The sequence below is a fragment of the Shewanella sp. SM68 genome, assembly GCF_025653925.1.
Classification (GTDB): Bacteria; Pseudomonadota; Gammaproteobacteria; order Enterobacterales; family Shewanellaceae; genus Shewanella; species Shewanella oncorhynchi.
In genome coordinates this window covers 1-14,260 of record NZ_JAKKRU010000016.1, presented here as the reverse complement: position 1 = coordinate 14,260, position 14,260 = coordinate 1, and the positions used below count along the sequence as shown (strand labels likewise).

General features: G+C 46.7%; 16 protein-coding genes. 9 read left to right on the top strand and 7 right to left on the bottom strand.

Annotated elements, in window-relative coordinates:
- Window positions 1–16 precede the first annotated feature (16 nt).
- Window positions 17–571 (top strand): menaquinone-dependent protoporphyrinogen IX dehydrogenase, encoded by a 555-nt coding sequence (hemG, locus tag L5M40_RS20195; protein WP_263174260.1) that lies wholly within the window; start codon window positions 17–19, stop codon window positions 569–571.
- Window positions 572–625: 54 nt separating this feature from the next.
- Here hemG and L5M40_RS20190 read toward each other — a convergent pair whose 3' ends face one another.
- The 5 genes from L5M40_RS20190 to def are packed head-to-tail and all read right to left on the bottom strand — an operon-like array spanning window position 626 to window position 6,279.
- Window positions 626–2,068, bottom strand: a complete 1,443-nt coding sequence (locus L5M40_RS20190; protein ID WP_113941395.1) for a TrkH family potassium uptake protein — start codon at window positions 2,066–2,068, stop codon at window positions 626–628.
- A 20-nt stretch (window positions 2,069–2,088) separates the two neighbouring features.
- Entirely contained in the window at window positions 2,089–3,498 is a 1,410-nt protein-coding gene (trkA, locus tag L5M40_RS20185; protein WP_105250826.1) for a Trk system potassium transporter TrkA, read from the bottom strand.
- Window positions 3,499–3,513: 15 nt separating this feature from the next.
- Window positions 3,514–4,800, bottom strand: a complete 1,287-nt coding sequence (gene rsmB, locus L5M40_RS20180) for a 16S rRNA (cytosine(967)-C(5))-methyltransferase RsmB (RefSeq protein ID WP_263176965.1) — start codon at window positions 4,798–4,800, stop codon at window positions 3,514–3,516.
- 1 nt (window position 4,801) lies between these two features.
- Window positions 4,802–5,758 carry a methionyl-tRNA formyltransferase gene (gene fmt / locus L5M40_RS20175; protein WP_263176964.1) on the bottom strand — a complete coding sequence of 319 codons (957 nt, stop codon included), beginning with the start codon at window positions 5,756–5,758 and terminating at the stop codon, window positions 4,802–4,804.
- Window positions 5,759–5,766: 8 nt separating this feature from the next.
- Window positions 5,767–6,279, bottom strand: coding sequence for a peptide deformylase (gene def, locus L5M40_RS20170; RefSeq protein ID WP_206766142.1), 513 nt, complete (start codon window positions 6,277–6,279; stop codon window positions 5,767–5,769).
- A 125-nt stretch (window positions 6,280–6,404) separates the two neighbouring features.
- Here def and L5M40_RS20165 point away from each other — a divergent pair, with 125 nt between their 5' ends.
- The 6 genes from L5M40_RS20165 (at window position 6,405) to hemF (ending at window position 11,442) form a co-directional block, all read left to right on the top strand.
- Window positions 6,405–7,535 (top strand): LysM peptidoglycan-binding domain-containing protein, encoded by a 1,131-nt coding sequence (locus L5M40_RS20165; protein ID WP_105250830.1) that lies wholly within the window; start codon window positions 6,405–6,407, stop codon window positions 7,533–7,535.
- An 83-nt stretch (window positions 7,536–7,618) separates the two neighbouring features.
- Window positions 7,619–8,635 (top strand): DNA-processing protein DprA, encoded by a 1,017-nt coding sequence (gene dprA, locus L5M40_RS20160; RefSeq protein ID WP_263176963.1) that lies wholly within the window; start codon window positions 7,619–7,621, stop codon window positions 8,633–8,635.
- A gap of 2 nt (window positions 8,636–8,637) precedes the next feature.
- On the top strand, window positions 8,638–9,111 hold the full coding sequence (locus L5M40_RS20155) for a DUF494 family protein (RefSeq protein WP_006083793.1): 474 nt from the start codon (window positions 8,638–8,640) through the stop codon (window positions 9,109–9,111).
- Window positions 9,112–9,230: 119 nt separating this feature from the next.
- The gene (locus tag L5M40_RS20150) at window positions 9,231–9,794 is read left to right on the top strand and encodes a type I DNA topoisomerase (protein ID WP_173248520.1); all 564 of its coding nucleotides are present in this window, start codon (window positions 9,231–9,233) and stop codon (window positions 9,792–9,794) included.
- A gap of 147 nt (window positions 9,795–9,941) precedes the next feature.
- Entirely contained in the window at window positions 9,942–10,508 is a 567-nt protein-coding gene (locus L5M40_RS20145; RefSeq protein WP_263176962.1) for an L-threonylcarbamoyladenylate synthase, read from the top strand.
- A gap of 25 nt (window positions 10,509–10,533) precedes the next feature.
- Window positions 10,534–11,442, top strand: a complete 909-nt coding sequence (gene hemF, locus L5M40_RS20140) for an oxygen-dependent coproporphyrinogen oxidase (RefSeq protein WP_131524495.1) — start codon at window positions 10,534–10,536, stop codon at window positions 11,440–11,442.
- A 34-nt stretch (window positions 11,443–11,476) separates the two neighbouring features.
- On the opposite strand, the gene L5M40_RS20135 is transcribed toward hemF, so the two are convergent.
- Window positions 11,477–11,914 carry a group II truncated hemoglobin gene (locus L5M40_RS20135; protein WP_173248522.1) on the bottom strand — a complete coding sequence of 146 codons (438 nt, stop codon included), beginning with the start codon at window positions 11,912–11,914 and terminating at the stop codon, window positions 11,477–11,479.
- Between the two features lie 153 nt (window positions 11,915–12,067).
- Here L5M40_RS20135 and aroE point away from each other — a divergent pair, with 153 nt between their 5' ends.
- Together aroE and L5M40_RS20125 are read left to right on the top strand one after the other, a co-directional pair.
- A complete protein-coding gene (gene aroE / locus L5M40_RS20130; RefSeq protein ID WP_263176979.1) occupies window positions 12,068–12,916 on the top strand; it encodes a shikimate dehydrogenase in 849 nt (282 codons plus the stop codon).
- A 5-nt stretch (window positions 12,917–12,921) separates the two neighbouring features.
- Complete coding sequence (locus L5M40_RS20125; RefSeq protein ID WP_113941387.1) at window positions 12,922–13,197, top strand: DUF1488 domain-containing protein; 276 nt, start codon at window positions 12,922–12,924, stop codon at window positions 13,195–13,197.
- 134 nt (window positions 13,198–13,331) lie between these two features.
- Here L5M40_RS20125 and L5M40_RS20120 read toward each other — a convergent pair whose 3' ends face one another.
- Window positions 13,332–13,880: a gamma carbonic anhydrase family protein gene (locus L5M40_RS20120; protein WP_168827558.1), complete on the bottom strand. Its 549-nt coding sequence runs from the start codon at window positions 13,878–13,880 to the stop codon at window positions 13,332–13,334.
- Window positions 13,881–14,260 lie beyond the last annotated feature (380 nt).

The window sequence follows — 14,260 nt, the reverse complement described above, 5'->3', positions numbered from 1 at the left end:
GGATCGGGAATTGCCTATGACACGCGTCCTCGTACTTTATTTTACCCGTGGTGGCCATACGGCCAAGATTGCCAGTGCAATTGCCGAGCAATTAAGATTTCGTGACGCTAAGGTTGACCTCATCGATATCAACAGTGCTGCCGCGACTTGTATTAATTGGCCTGATTATGATGTCGTTGCCTTAGGTGCCTGCGTGCTCTATGGCACCTATGATAAGAGCGTTTTTCAATTTATTGAGCAGCATGCACAGGCTCTGGGCGCATTGCCAAACAGTTTTTTCTGCGTCAATGTTGTGGCGAGAAATCCTGAAAAACGTATCCCTGCAAATAATAAATATCTGCAAAAGTTCATTGCGTTATCGCCATGGACGCCTGCTGATCTTAAAATTATTGCGGGCAAAGTGGATTATCCTTCATGGCCTTGGTATGACAGATTGGCGATTCAGTTGATTATGAAGATGACTAAGGGTCCAACTGATCCTAAGTCAGTTATCGATTATACCGACTGGGCAGATGTGAATGTTTATGCTGATCATCTGTTGGAATTAGCTGACGTTACTGCAACAGCTTAATAAAAAAGGCGCTTAACAAGTTAAGCGCCTTTTTAGTATTCAAGCTCTACTGAATTAGTACTTCCAGAAACTCGGGTGAAACAACACCGCCACGGTTAAGATTTCTAAACGACCGAGGAGCATGCCGAGTGACAACGCCCATTTAGCGACATCGGGTAGCGTTGAGAAGTTACCTACAGGTCCAATAATCGGGCCTAAACCAGGGCCCACGTTAGTGACTGCCGTAATCGCGCCCGTGAAACTGGTCATAGGATCGAGACCCGTGAGCACTAAAATCACTGACAAGCCTACAATCACCATCACAAACAGCAGGACGAAAGTGATCAGAGATCGGACGATATCATCACTGATGATGCGGTTGTTGTAACGTTCCCTAAAGATACCGTTTGGATGACATTGCTGTTTCAATTGCTCGCGCATAATGGCCCCAGCAATTTGAAAACGGAAGATCTTAATCCCGCCCGAAGTGGAACCAGAGCAACTACCGACAAACATTAAAAACAGGAAGGCGATATTGGCAAAGGCGCCCCAAGCACCGTAGTCCGTTAAGCCATAACCTGTAGTGGTGACTACCGATACCACGTTAAAGCTGGATAAACGCAGTGCATCTAGAAGCTCAATGTCGCGGGTTTGCCACAGCCAGAAGCCAATAGAACAAGATACAAATGTGAGGAAAAATAAGAAGCCTTTGACCTGAGCATCGTTCCAAATCCGTAGATCCCTTTGCTGTATGGTTTGTACAAACATGAGTAGTGGCAAGCCACCTGCTGCCATAAAGAAAATCCCAACCCAGTGTGCAGAGTTGGAGAACGCCGCCATTGAGCTATCTGAGGTCGAGTAGCCACCAGTCGAGAGGGTGGTCATTGCATGATTGATGGCCTGAAACCAAGTCATTCCCGCCAGATGATAGGCAACACAGCAGATACTCGTTAGTAAAATATATATAAAGAATAAATACTTAGCCATGCTTTGGGTGCGCGGCACGGCTTTATCGCTCCAATCGGATGATTCAGTGCGGAATAGCCGCATCCCGCCGACGTTTAAGAAGGGTAGAATCGCCACCGCCATTACGATAAAACCAATCCCACCTAGCCATTGCAATAAAGAGCGCCAGATTAAGATACTGTGATCCATAGTATCCAACCCTGAGAGTACAGTAGAACCTGTGGTCGTGATGCCGGACATGGTTTCAAAGAAGGCGTCGGTATAACCAATACCGTGATAAAGGGTAAATGGCATGGCCGCGAATAGGCTTACGATCAACCACGTTAGGCTGGTTAGTAGGAACATATCGCGGATATTGAGGTTAATGCTTTTGCTCTGGCCATTGTGTAAACACAGGCTTGAGCTAATGCCTGTGACTAATGCCGACACCATAAAAGAGCCCACAGTTTCCTCTCCTTTGTATGCGGCGAGGAGCAGTGGGATCAGCATGAAAGCTGTCAGCATGGACAAAAACAGCCCTAAAATAAACAATAGCGGTCTAAAGTTCAGCATAAGTTGGCTTACTAAGGTTCTTAGAAGAAGAAAGCACTTGGTTGGAAAAGCTTCTCGACTTCGCCGACAAACTTTTTATTCACTAAGAACAAGATCACGTGATCTCCTTGCTCTATCACGGTTTTGTCGTGGGCCATCAGCACTTCATCATTGCGGACAATAGCGCCAATCGTTGTCCCCGGTGGCAACTTAATATCACCAATGGCTTTGCCAACGACTTTAGAAGTGCTGGCATCTCCGTGGGCAATGGCTTCAATTGCCTCGGCCGCCCCACGACGTAAAGAGTAAACGTTACAGATATCACCCTGACGAATATGAGTTAATAGTGCCGAAATCGTCGCTTGTTGTGGTGATATTGCAATATCGATGTTGGCTTCTTGCACTATATCCACATAGGCTTCGCGTTGAATAAGCACCATGACCTTTTTCGCGCCCATACGTTTTGCTAGCAGGGCGGACATAATATTGGCTTCGTCGTCATTGGTGACCGCAATAAATACGTCAGTTTGGTCTATGTGTTCTTCGAGCAGTAATTCTTGATCTGAGGCATCACCGCAGAACACTGTGGTATTTTCCAGCTGCTCCGATAAGGCTTCTGCACGTTCTAATTTATGCTCAATCAGTTTGACCGAGTGGGTGCGCTCAAGGCGTTTTGCTAAACCTAGGCCTATGTTACCGCCACCGGCGATCATAATGTTGCGGTAGGAGTTATCGAGCTTTTGCATTTCGCTCATGACAGCACGAATGTGGCGACTGTCTGCAACGAAGAAGACTTCATCATCGGCTTCGATAATGGTCGTTCCGCGAGGCATAATAGCGCGGCCTTGGCGGAAGATCGCCGCGACCCGGGTATCAATATTGGGCATGTGTTCGCGAAGTGCCGCTAATGCATTCCCCACCAGTGGGCCGCCGTAATAGGCTCGAACAGCCACTAGGCTCAACCGGCCTTCCGCAAATTCAAGCACTTGCAATGCGCCTGGATATTCTACGAGTCGCTGGATGTAAGCGGTCACTAACTGTTCAGGGGCGATTAATTCATCGATCACGAAGCCGCCACGGGGACGACCATCGCTATTTTTGGTTTCACTGTCGATAAAGAGTTTATCGCGCATCGCCAAATACGGTTCTGAGCGGATACGGGCAATTTTAGTCGGCGTACCAAAAAGGGTATAGGCAATCTGGCAGGCAGCCATATTGCATTCATCACTATTGGTTACGGCGATAAGCATGTCGGCATCTTCTGCGCCTGCTTCTCTGAGAACATCAGGGTGAGCGGCATGGCCCGCTACGACGCGAAGGTCATATTTATCTTGCAGGGCGCGTAATCTGGATTTGTCATAATCGACAATGGTGATGTCATTGTTCTCACCCACCAAATTTTCGGCCAAGGTTCCCCCAACTTGACCCGCACCTAATATGATAATTTTCATGGCCTTGCTTACTTCCTAATCAGTCGCTTTCAATAAACGGGCATAATAAAACCCATCCATATTGTCTTGTCCTGGCGTGATTTGCCAACCTATATCCTGTGGCGAATTTTGCTGGACAAGTGTGTCTAGTTTAGCATCTACCGTTCTATCTAAAAACGCACTGATCTGGTCGCGGTTTTCCTGCGGTAAAATCGAACAAGTGGCATAAAGAAGCGTGCCACCGGGTTTTAGCCACTTCCAGCAATGATCGAGAATTTGCTGTTGAAGTTCAGCCAATTCTTCAATGTCATGGTTTTTTCGCAACCATTTAATATCGGGATGGCGGCGGATCACTCCCGTGGCCGAGCAAGGCGCGTCCAGTAAGATACGATCAAATTGTCCGCCTTGCCACCATGAGTCTATGTTGGCCGCATCACCATGGATAAGCTCCGCTTTTAATGATAAGCGGTCAAGGTTCTGTTGCACACGTTCAAGGCGTTTAGCATCAAAATCAACAGCGACTAATTTGATACTCGGCTCAAGTTCGAGTAAGTGACAACTTTTGCCACCGGGTGCCGCGCAGGCATCGAGTATTAATTCATTCGCTTGCGGGGCAAGTAATGTCGCCGCCCATTGTGCCGCGCCATCTTGCACTGATGCAGCACCTTCATGAAAGTATGGCAGTGTGGCGACATCCTTTGGATGCGCTAGGAGAATGGCATCGGCACTGTTGCCTTCGCTCGCTTCAATGTCGATTTCGGCTAGGGCAGCGAGGTATTCGGCACGGCTCTGGGATAAGCGATTGTTACGCAGCCACATGGGCGGGCGTTCATGGCTTTGTTGAATGATGTCTTGCCACTGCTCGGGATAGGCTTCTTTTAAGCGCTTAATTAACCAAGCGGGTGTGTTATAGCTTAAGGTATCTGATTCTGTGCTTAGCGGCGATAGCTGGCGCTGAATGTTGCGCAGTACACCATTAACGACCTTGACCATGCCTTCAAATTTTAACTGGCGACAGGCTTCGGCGGTTTCTGAAATCGCGGCGTGGCTTGGAATGCGAGTGAAGTAAAGTTGATAGCAACCTATGATCAGCAGCTGGTGGATAATCCTTTGCTTACCTTTGAGTGGTTTCGCTAGGCATTCACTGATGCGTTTCTCTATTTGCGGCAGAGTGCGCATCACGCCGTAACAGATCTCGGCGAGTAGGGCTTTATCTTTGCCGCTGGCAAGGTGCTTTTGTTGATCGGGCAGTGCCACTGAGAGTGACACGCCTTTTTCTAATACTTCGAAGATGGCTTTCGCAGCCAGCGCGCGCAAGTTCATACTATTGTGCCTCATTTGCGAGGCGAGTATTCGGGCTAAACCATTCACCTCGAGCATTGAGAATATCGGCAACATTGAGCGGCTTTTTCCCTGGCAGCTGCATACTCAGCAGGGTTAACACGCCGTCGGCAGTAGCGACTTCTATGCCTTTTTTGCTGGCGCTGATAATAGTGCCCGGAGCAGCTGTGCTGGTGGTTTCGCTGACTTGGGTTTGCCACACTTTAATAGTGTTACCTTGGTGCTCAAAGTAACTCACAGGCCAAGGATTAAAGGCACGGACTTCTTGCCATAACTGTTTAGCGGATTTATTCCAGTCGAGCCTGGCTTCTTCTTTGCTGAGTTTTTCTGCGTAGTTCGCTAAGGCTTCATCTTGTTTTTCAGCGGCTAAGGTACCGTTTGCTAAACCCTCGAGGGCTTGCAATAGGGCAACGGGACCTTGTTCTGCCAGTTTCTCGTAAAGGCTGGCTGACGTGTCGTTATCTTCGATCGGCAGATAGGTTTTAAGCAGCATGTCACCAGTATCTAAACCCACATCCATCTGCATAACGGTCACGCCGGTTTCTTTGTCGCCGGCCCAAAGTGCGCGTTGGATCGGTGCGGCACCGCGCCAGCGTGGCAAAATAGAACCATGAACGTTAATACAACCTAAACGCGGTGTATCTAACACGACTTTTGGCAAGATCAGACCGTAGGCAACTACCACCATAATATCGGCGTTGAGTGCGGCAAGTTCTTGTTGTGCGGGTTCTTTACGTAATGAGCCGGGTTGAAACACTGGAATACTATTGGCGATAGCAAGTTCTTTTACTGGGCTGGCGGTCAGTTTCTTGCCGCGGCCAGCGGGTCTATCGGGCTGAGTGTAAACGCCAATCACATTATGGTGTGAGTTTAAAAGTGCTTGTAAGTGGCGAGCGGCAAAATCCGGTGTTCCGGCAAAGATGATGTTGAGTGGTTTCAAATCTGATCCTATGCTTCTTTGGCGTCCAATCGGGCGGCTTTTTCAAGTTTTTGTTTGATCCGCTGACGTTTTAGCGGCGACAAATAATCGACAAACAATTTGCCTTTGAGGTGATCCATTTCGTGTTGAATACAAATGGCAAATAACTCATCGGCCTCAACTATAAATTCGTTACCGTGCCTGTCTAAGGCTTTTACCGTGACAAATTCGGCGCGATCGACTTTGGCGTAAATCCCCGGAACCGACAGGCAACCTTCTTCATTGCAGAAGTCACCGCTGCTGGCGATAATTTCGGGGTTTATAAACACTTTGGGTCGTTCGACTTCATCCTGTAAGTCCATGACAATAAGTTGTTTATGGTAATCAACTTGGGTCGCGGCCAGACCGATACCTTTTTCTTGGTACATGGTTTCGAACATATCATCAATTTGAGTCTGCAGCTCGGCATTAAACTCTGTGATGGGTGTGGCTTGTGTTCGTAATCTTTCGTCAGGGAATTGTAATACTTTTAATAGTGTCATACATAAACTCTTAACAAGTCTGTCAAATCTCTGCCAGTTAGTTATACTGACTGATGCTAATGAGTTAATTTTAATCTTTAGTGCCTACCAATAACAGTAAAAGCTCAAACTAAGAGTTAAACAACATGGAAATACCCATGAAACGGTTAATTTTACTCGCGTTAATGACATTCAATTGCACGTTTGTTGCCGCAGATACCCTGACGCTTAAGGCGGGGCATCCTGAGTCATATGTAGTGAAAAAGGGCGATACTCTTTGGGATATCTCCGCCGCGTTTCTGAATGACCCATGGAAATGGCCAAGTCTTTGGGATGTAAACCCACAAATTGCTAATCCCCACCTTATTTACCCTGGCGATCAACTCACTCTGGTATTTATTGATGGTCAGCCCCGCCTTGTGCGTAATGGTGCTACTGTCGATAGTGCTAAACCCCATGTAAAAAAGAGTCCCGAGGGACGTGTCATTGCTAAGAGTAATGCTATTCCAGCCGTTGATTTAGCCTTGATTGAACAATATTTAGTGCAGAATCGGGTCGTCGAGACTCACTGGCTTACTGAGCAACCTATGGTGCTGGCAGGTGAAAGCCCATCGCGTCACCATATTGTGGGTGATGTGATTTATATTGATGCTGAACTGCCAATAAACCAAAAGTATGGTATTTACGAACGCGGTCGCGAGTTTTTCAATAAAGAGTCAGGCGAAGCGTTAGGACAAGAAGCCATTTTGTCGTCTACTGGTCAAGTGATTGAGTCTGGTAAGGTTTCAAAAATTAAGTTGCTAACGAGCTTTCGTGAAACCAAAGCGGGCTTCAGAGTATTGCCGATGGAAAGTGATTCCTTGATGTCAGCTTACTTTACTCCTAAACCTGCGGAATTAAAGATACCGGCTTTAGTGTTAGCGACAGAATCAAATTTGCGTGAAGCGGGTAAGTTGAATGTCGTGTACTTAGATAAAGGTACTCAGGATGGCGTCGAGCCTGGGGTGGTATTTTCTATTTACCGTGATGGTGAGGTTATTGTTATCAACAATGATGGTATGCCGGTTCCTGCAATTGAACGTACTGCCTATGATAACCTAATGGCGTCAGTCTCTTCGGATCGTGCAGTTAAGATGCCGGATGTTTATCATGGTAAGTTGTTAGTGTTTAAAGTGTTTGATAAGGCGAGCTTAGGTTTGATTGTCTCCACCGAGCGGCCTGTTCGTGTCGACGATAAGTTAATCGCCCCAGAATCTTTAGCCTTAAGAGGTCTATAATCTCTGAAAATTTGGTCGATTGGTTAGTTGTTTGTGCTGTATCTGGGCTAGGACCCGCTCGGATCCAACAATTATTAACGCACATGGAAGTGGACGACCTCAGACAAAGGTTAGAGCATGAGAGACAAGCGCTACCTTTATCTGATCATCTGCTCCATAGCCTTGTTATTGATTATCAAAAAGTGGATGTCGCCCTCGAATGGCAACAGCAAGCCGCCGATCATCATCTGCTTTGTTTCTCTGATCCGTTTTATCCACCATTATTAAAACAACTCTCAGATCCGCCCGCCGTCCTGTTTGTTAAAGGTTGCTTAGAGGCGTTAGCCCTTCCTTATCTTGCTATTGTTGGCAGTCGTAATGCTTCTCCTGGGGGATTACAGGTCGCTTACCAACTGGCTGCTGAGATGTCCTCAATGGGATTTGGTATCTGTAGTGGCATGGCGATGGGGATTGATGGGGCGGCCCATAAAGCCTGTGTTGACCATCAAGGGCGCACTATTGCCGTACTAGGAACGGGCATAGAGATCATTTATCCACGAAAACATCGACAGCTTTATCATGATATTCAGCGGCAAGGCTGTATACTTAGCGAGTTTTGGCCTGATACTGGTCCCTTTGCGGGTAATTTTCCGAAACGAAATCGCATTATTAGCGGTCTATCTTTAGGTACTCTTGTGGTTGAAGCCTGTCGCAAAAGCGGCTCTTTAATCACTGCTAGGTTGGCGATGGAACAAGGGCGTGAGGTGTTTGCCGTTCCGGGCTCAATCTTAGGTGGTTACCATCAAGGCTGCCATGATTTATTACGTGATGGAGCAAAGCTTGTGGAAACCGCTGCCGATATAGTGGAAGAGTTGGCAAGTTTAACCGCTTTCCACCTTGAAGAATTGAAGTTATGCCACCATATACAGCAAGGCGAGATTTGTAATTTGCCATTTTCGTCTCTGTTAGCTAGTGTAGGTTATGAAACTACATCAATTGATGCAGTCGTTGAACATAGTGGAAAAACGATAGATCTGGTGTTAGAACAAATGCTTGAACTTGAGTTGCAAGGTTGGGTAATAGCAGTACCCGGTGGTTACGTCAGAGTAAAGAGGAGCTAGCCATGTTTGATATCCTCATGTATCTATTTGAAAACTATGTTCACAGTGAAGTTGAACTACTAGTTGATGAAGACGAGTTAACCAAGGAACTCACTCGTGCCGGATTTCATCAATCCGAGATTTTAAAAGCGTTAACTTGGTTAGAGCGCTTAGCTGAATTACAAGAAGGGGATAAACCTTATCTTTGTAATCACGATCAGCATTCGTTTCGTATCTATACGAAGGACGAAATGGACAAGCTGGATGTAGAATCCCGCGGTTTCTTGTTGTTTTTAGAGCAAGTTAAAGTGCTGAATGTCGAAACCCGTGAAATGGTGATCGATAGAGTTATGGAGTTGGATGAACCAACCCTGATTTTAGAAGATCTCAAATGGGTTATCTTAATGGTGTTGTTTAACGCTCCTGGTCATGAGTCCGCTTATGAGCAAATGGAAGATTTAATCTTCGAACAGCCCGAAGGCCGACTGCATTCTTAATCGTTGTGAAAGATGAATTATGAGAGAAAGGAGGCTAAGACCTCCTTTTTTGATGCCATAAATTCCTTGATGGCACTGCGCTTGATATCCTAATGCGCTACGACAGGTGGTGAATGATTATGTCTAAGATTGATGAACAATTATTTAGTGCCCACGAACACGCACTGGAAAAAGAATACGAACTTTGCCCTGAATGTGGCAGCGAGTTATCGGTTAAACACAGTAAGCACGGCGGTTTTATTGGCTGTAATAATTACCCTAGCTGTAATTACACTCGTCCCTTAGTGCAACACGAATCCATTGAAACTCAAGTGATTGAAGGTTCTGTATGTCCTGAATGCGGCCACGAGCTGGCGGTAAAATCTGGTCGATTTGGGATCTTTATCGGGTGTACTCAATATCCTAGCTGCACGCATATTGAAAAACAGGATCAAGCGAGTGATAAGCCTGAAATTCCTTGCCCTGAATGCAAAGCGGGTAAGCTTGAGCACAGAACTAGTCGCTTCGGAAAGAGTTTTTATGCCTGCAGTGCTTACCCTAAGTGTAAGTTTATTGTGAATTATCCTCCGGTTGCTGAAGCTTGCCCTAGTTGTGGTTTTGGGATCTTAGTCGAGCGTAAAGGTGCGGCTGGGATGCGTTTAGAATGCCCGCAAAAAAGCTGTAAATACAAAAGACCACTTTAGTTTATTGTGTGACCTGCATCTTAATATTTGGCCGATGAAAGTGGCTTGCGTATAATCCTCGGCTGACCGCTGATGGGGCGGTCAGTATTCGAATTTATCCAATAATTTGATTGTTGAAATCGACAATACTCAAAAGGTGATCCTAAGATGTTGCAGCTGCACCCATCTGACATAAAAGATATTGTGCTTAACGGTGGTGTTATCGCTTATCCAACCGAGGCGGTTTATGGCCTAGGTTGCGACCCAGATAATGACACCGCTATCCAAAAGTTATTGGCGGTAAAACAGCGCCCATGGCAAAAAGGACTGATCTTAGTCGCCAGTGATTTTCAGCAGCTTTTAGCCTATGTTGATGAATCGCAATTAACTGTTGAGCAGCTCGAGTTTGCATTTTCCAAGTGGCCGGGGCCTTTTACCTTTGTAATGCCAATCAAAGCGCAGGTTTCAAAATACCTCTGTGGTGAATTTGACTCTATCGCAGTGCGAGTATCTGCCCATACTGGGGTGCAAGCCCTGTGCCGCGCGCTCAATAAACCTTTAGTGTCGACCAGCGCTAACCTTGCAGGCGAAGAGCCAGCATTAACTGCCGATGAAATTCTCGCAGATTTTACAGGTAAAATTGATGCACTCGTATTAGGTGAACTCGGTGAGCAACGTCAGCCCTCGACCATTATCGATGCGCGAAGCGGTAAGATTTTACGAAATGGGCAATGAGCAAACTAATAATAAGGATAACAAGATGAGTGTGCCTGATGTTGCAGTGGTAAAAGCGTTTTTAATCGATCTACAAAACCGAATTTGTGCTGGTTTACAGGCGCTGGATGGCCAGGCGACCTTTGCCGCTGATTCATGGACTCGCGCCGAAGGCGGTGGTGGCACGAGCCGAGTATTAACCCAAGGTGCAGTGTTCGAGCAAGCTGGGGTTAACTTTTCCCATGTGACTGGCGCTGCTATGCCTGCGTCGGCTACGGCGCATCGCCCTGAGTTAGCGGGCCGTAGTTTTGAAGCTATGGGGGTTTCTTTAGTGATTCATCCTAATAATCCTTATATCCCAACGACTCATGCCAATGTGCGTTTCTTTATCGCTCAAAAAGAGGGTGCCGATCCCGTGTGGTGGTTTGGTGGTGGCTTTGATTTAACGCCTTATTATCCGTTCGAGGAAGATGTGCGCGAGTGGCACCAGACTTCTAAGGATATTTGCGCGCCTTTCGGGGATGAGGTTTATCCCAAGTATAAGAAATGGTGCGATGAGTATTTCTTCCTACCGCATCGTAATGAAACCCGCGGCGTGGGTGGATTGTTTTTCGATGACTTGAATCAAGCAGGATTCGAGCAAAGCTTTAGCTTTATGCAAGCTGTAGGTAATGGCTTCTTAACGGCCTATGCGCCGATTGTCGAGCGTCGTAAAGAGACTGAATTCGGTGAGCGTGAGCGTCAGTTCCAACTCTATCGTCGTGGTCGTTATGTTGAGTTCAACTTAGTCTACGACAGAGGCACTTTGTTTGGCCTACAGACGGGCGGCCGTACCGAGTCTATCTTAATGTCGATGCCGCCATTAGTGCGTTGGCAATATGCTTATACACCAGAGGCGGGAAGCCCAGAGGCAGATTTGTACGATAACTACCTCAAACCCCGCGACTGGGTTTAGCCATTAATCTTAAAAAGTGGATGCGATGTCCACTTTATTGATTACGCATATGATCAGCCAGAGTTGAAATCGCCTCAAAGATGGCGGCTCGATGCTCTGGCTTATTAATGTTTTCTTCAATCGCAAATTTCATACAGAACAGCCATTGATCCCGCATCGCCTCATCGACGGCGAAATGCATGTGTCGTGCTCGCAATGCGGGATGACCATATTTCTGCTGGTAGAGCTGTGGCCCGCCGAGCCAACCACTTAAAAATTCGAACAACTTCTGCTCTGATTCCGCAATTGGCGCTCTATGAATGGCAAGCAGTGTTGTCGTTTCTGCGGAGCTTGCCATCTTCTGATAAAAACATTTGGTGATAGCGCGGATCACTTTTTCGCCGCCGATTAAGTCGTAAGCGTTAGATTGGCTCGGATCGCGATCATCCTGCGGTGGAGTGTGTTTGCTAAAAATCTTTTTAAGCCAGTTCATTGGAATAGTCGTTCACTAAAATAGAGAGTATTGAGCCGATGGCGCATTATAGCGTGAAACCCAACGTGAAATTTAGTTGAACATAATTCGTCTTGCCTAGGCTCAAAAGCGCGGTAGACTGCAAAGCCATTGAACCTAAAATTTAATATCGCTATGACAGACAGATACGCAGTGTTTGGCAATCCAATTAGCCACAGTAAATCGCCGTTCATTCATGGACAATTTGCCGCGCCCACCCGAGAGTTATTAACCTATGAAGCCATTCTTGCTCCGGTCGATGGTTTTGAAGACTCACTGACGGCGTTTTTCAATGCGGGCGGCAAGGGCGCGAATGTGACAGTGCCTTTTAAGGAGCAAGCTTTTGCGCTGTGTGACAGTCTCAGCCCAGAGGCCAAGCTTGCTGGCGCGGTAAACACCTTAAGTTTATTGGCCGATGGCACTATTCGCGGTGATAACACCGATGGCTTAGGGCTGGTGGCCGATCTCATCGCTAACTTAGGCAGACTGCAAGATAAGCGCGTGTTACTTATTGGTGCTGGTGGTGCGGCGCGCGGTTGTATTCTGCCGTTATTAAATGCGGGAATTGCGCAGCTGATCATCAGTAATCGCACTCACACTAAGGCACAGCTTCTGGTCGATATCTTTACTTCGGTGGATAACGGTGCTTTCGCAAATAGAGTCACCGCCGTAGAAATGAATGAGCTTGTGGGCGAGTTCGATGTCATCATCAATTCAACCTCGGCGAGTCTTGCGGGCGAGTTGCCACCTTTGCCAGCACATATCATCACGACCCAAACCGTTTGTTATGACATGATGTATGGCGCCTCGGTCACCGCGTTTAACCAATGGGCGCTATCTCAAGGTGCAGCTAAGGTTATTGATGGGCTCGGCATGTTAGTCGGACAAGCGGCTAAGAGTTTTACCCTATGGCGAGGTATCGAGCCCGACACTCAAGTGGTATTAAATCTTTTGAGGGATAAACTAATGGCCGAGCCTAAGTAGGAAGCATGAATCAAAGTATTCTTTTCCCCGAACTGCAATATTGGGACGACGCCCACAAGCGAGTCTGCTTTATCGCGCAGTCACAGGGGATGAACATCAAGTGCTATATCAGTGTGAATAAGTTAGCCGAGCTGAATGATTTCTCTGAACAGCCGAGTGCCAATGAAGCCGCCGCTATGCTGGCATTGTTTGATGCGGTGAGATTTGATGCCGAAGAAATGGCGGAAGACTTAATTGAAGCCGAAGAGTTTGATGAGTTTGGGGCAGTACACTTAGGCTAAACTTATCGAACTCAGATAGTTTTCTGAATCAGCGAATAGCAAAAGGCGGTAGAGACTCAATGAGTCTCTACCGCCTTTCTTATATAGCTATAGTGGCACTAAGCGACTAACTATAAGAGATTGGCTATAAGTGATTAGATGTTTTGTAACTCAACTAAGTATTCGTTTTTCAGTCTGACATAGTTGTCGGCAGATTCTGGCAAAAAGGCAATTTCGGCTGGCGTTAATGGGCGAGCCTGCTTAACTGGGCTGCCTACATATAAATAGCCACTCTGTAATACCTTGCCCGGTGGCACTAAAGACCCCGCACCTAAGATCACATCATCTTCTAAAATCGCACCGTCGAGAATAATCGCGCCCATGCCCACTAATACCCGGTTACCGACTTTGCAACCGTGAAGCATAGCCTTGTGACCAATAGTCACATCATCACCAATAATCAGTGGATGACCATCGGGACGAGCAGCTGACTTACGCGTCACATGTAATATGCTACCGTCTTGTACGTTCGAGCGCTTACCAATACGAATATGGTTAACATCACCACGCGCCGCCACCATAGGCCAAATACTGGCATCAGTATCTAACGCAATATCGCCAACAAGCACCGAAGCTTCATCTACATATACGTTATTGCCTAATTGAGGATGAATACCTTGGTAAGTTCTGAGTGGCCCTGACATAGAAAAGTCCCTAATTGAGTGGTTTTTAGCATTATAAAGGTTAAAAACTAGCGGGTCAGGTCAAATATCCAACGAACAGTGAGAAAATGACAATTATCTTAAAAATAGGGGTTGCGGACTTTCTCAATCTCCCTATAATGCGCATCCACTGACACGGCAGACAGCGAAAGCAAGCTGACGGGTTAGGTTGAATTGAGTCGCTTTTAAGCACTTAATTCAATCGCAGCAAGAAGTTGAAAAAAACTCCTTGACGCGAAACGGGAAATGCGTAGAATACGCAGCCCTAGCCAACTGGAAGCGTTCGACGCTCAGTGTGGTACTCAAGTTCTCTTACGAATATTGAGTTGCTCTTTAACAAGATAAAACAAGAAATCTGTGTG

Excerpts from the sequence above, each read along its gene's own strand:
- hemG (WP_263174260.1), top strand. The coding sequence starts at position 17 with ATGACACGCGTCCTCGTACTTTATTTTACCCGTGGTGGCCATACGGCC.
- L5M40_RS20190 (WP_113941395.1), bottom strand. The coding sequence starts at position 2,068 with ATGCTGAACTTTAGACCGCTATTGTTTATTTTAGGGCTGTTTTTGTCC.
- trkA (WP_105250826.1), bottom strand. The coding sequence starts at position 3,498 with ATGAAAATTATCATATTAGGTGCGGGTCAAGTTGGGGGAACCTTGGCC.
- rsmB (WP_263176965.1), bottom strand. The coding sequence starts at position 4,800 with ATGAACTTGCGCGCGCTGGCTGCGAAAGCCATCTTCGAAGTATTAGAA.
- def (WP_206766142.1), bottom strand. The coding sequence starts at position 6,279 with ATGACACTATTAAAAGTATTACAATTCCCTGACGAAAGATTACGAACA.
- L5M40_RS20165 (WP_105250830.1), top strand. The coding sequence starts at position 6,405 with ATGGAAATACCCATGAAACGGTTAATTTTACTCGCGTTAATGACATTC.
- dprA (WP_263176963.1), top strand. The coding sequence starts at position 7,619 with ATGGAAGTGGACGACCTCAGACAAAGGTTAGAGCATGAGAGACAAGCG.
- L5M40_RS20155 (WP_006083793.1), top strand. The coding sequence starts at position 8,638 with ATGTTTGATATCCTCATGTATCTATTTGAAAACTATGTTCACAGTGAA.
- L5M40_RS20150 (WP_173248520.1), top strand. The coding sequence starts at position 9,231 with ATGTCTAAGATTGATGAACAATTATTTAGTGCCCACGAACACGCACTG.
- L5M40_RS20145 (WP_263176962.1), top strand. The coding sequence starts at position 9,942 with ATGTTGCAGCTGCACCCATCTGACATAAAAGATATTGTGCTTAACGGT.
- hemF (WP_131524495.1), top strand. The coding sequence starts at position 10,534 with ATGAGTGTGCCTGATGTTGCAGTGGTAAAAGCGTTTTTAATCGATCTA.
- L5M40_RS20135 (WP_173248522.1), bottom strand. The coding sequence starts at position 11,914 with ATGAACTGGCTTAAAAAGATTTTTAGCAAACACACTCCACCGCAGGAT.
- aroE (WP_263176979.1), top strand. The coding sequence starts at position 12,068 with ATGACAGACAGATACGCAGTGTTTGGCAATCCAATTAGCCACAGTAAA.
- L5M40_RS20125 (WP_113941387.1), top strand. The coding sequence starts at position 12,922 with ATGAATCAAAGTATTCTTTTCCCCGAACTGCAATATTGGGACGACGCC.
- L5M40_RS20120 (WP_168827558.1), bottom strand. The coding sequence starts at position 13,880 with ATGTCAGGGCCACTCAGAACTTACCAAGGTATTCATCCTCAATTAGGC.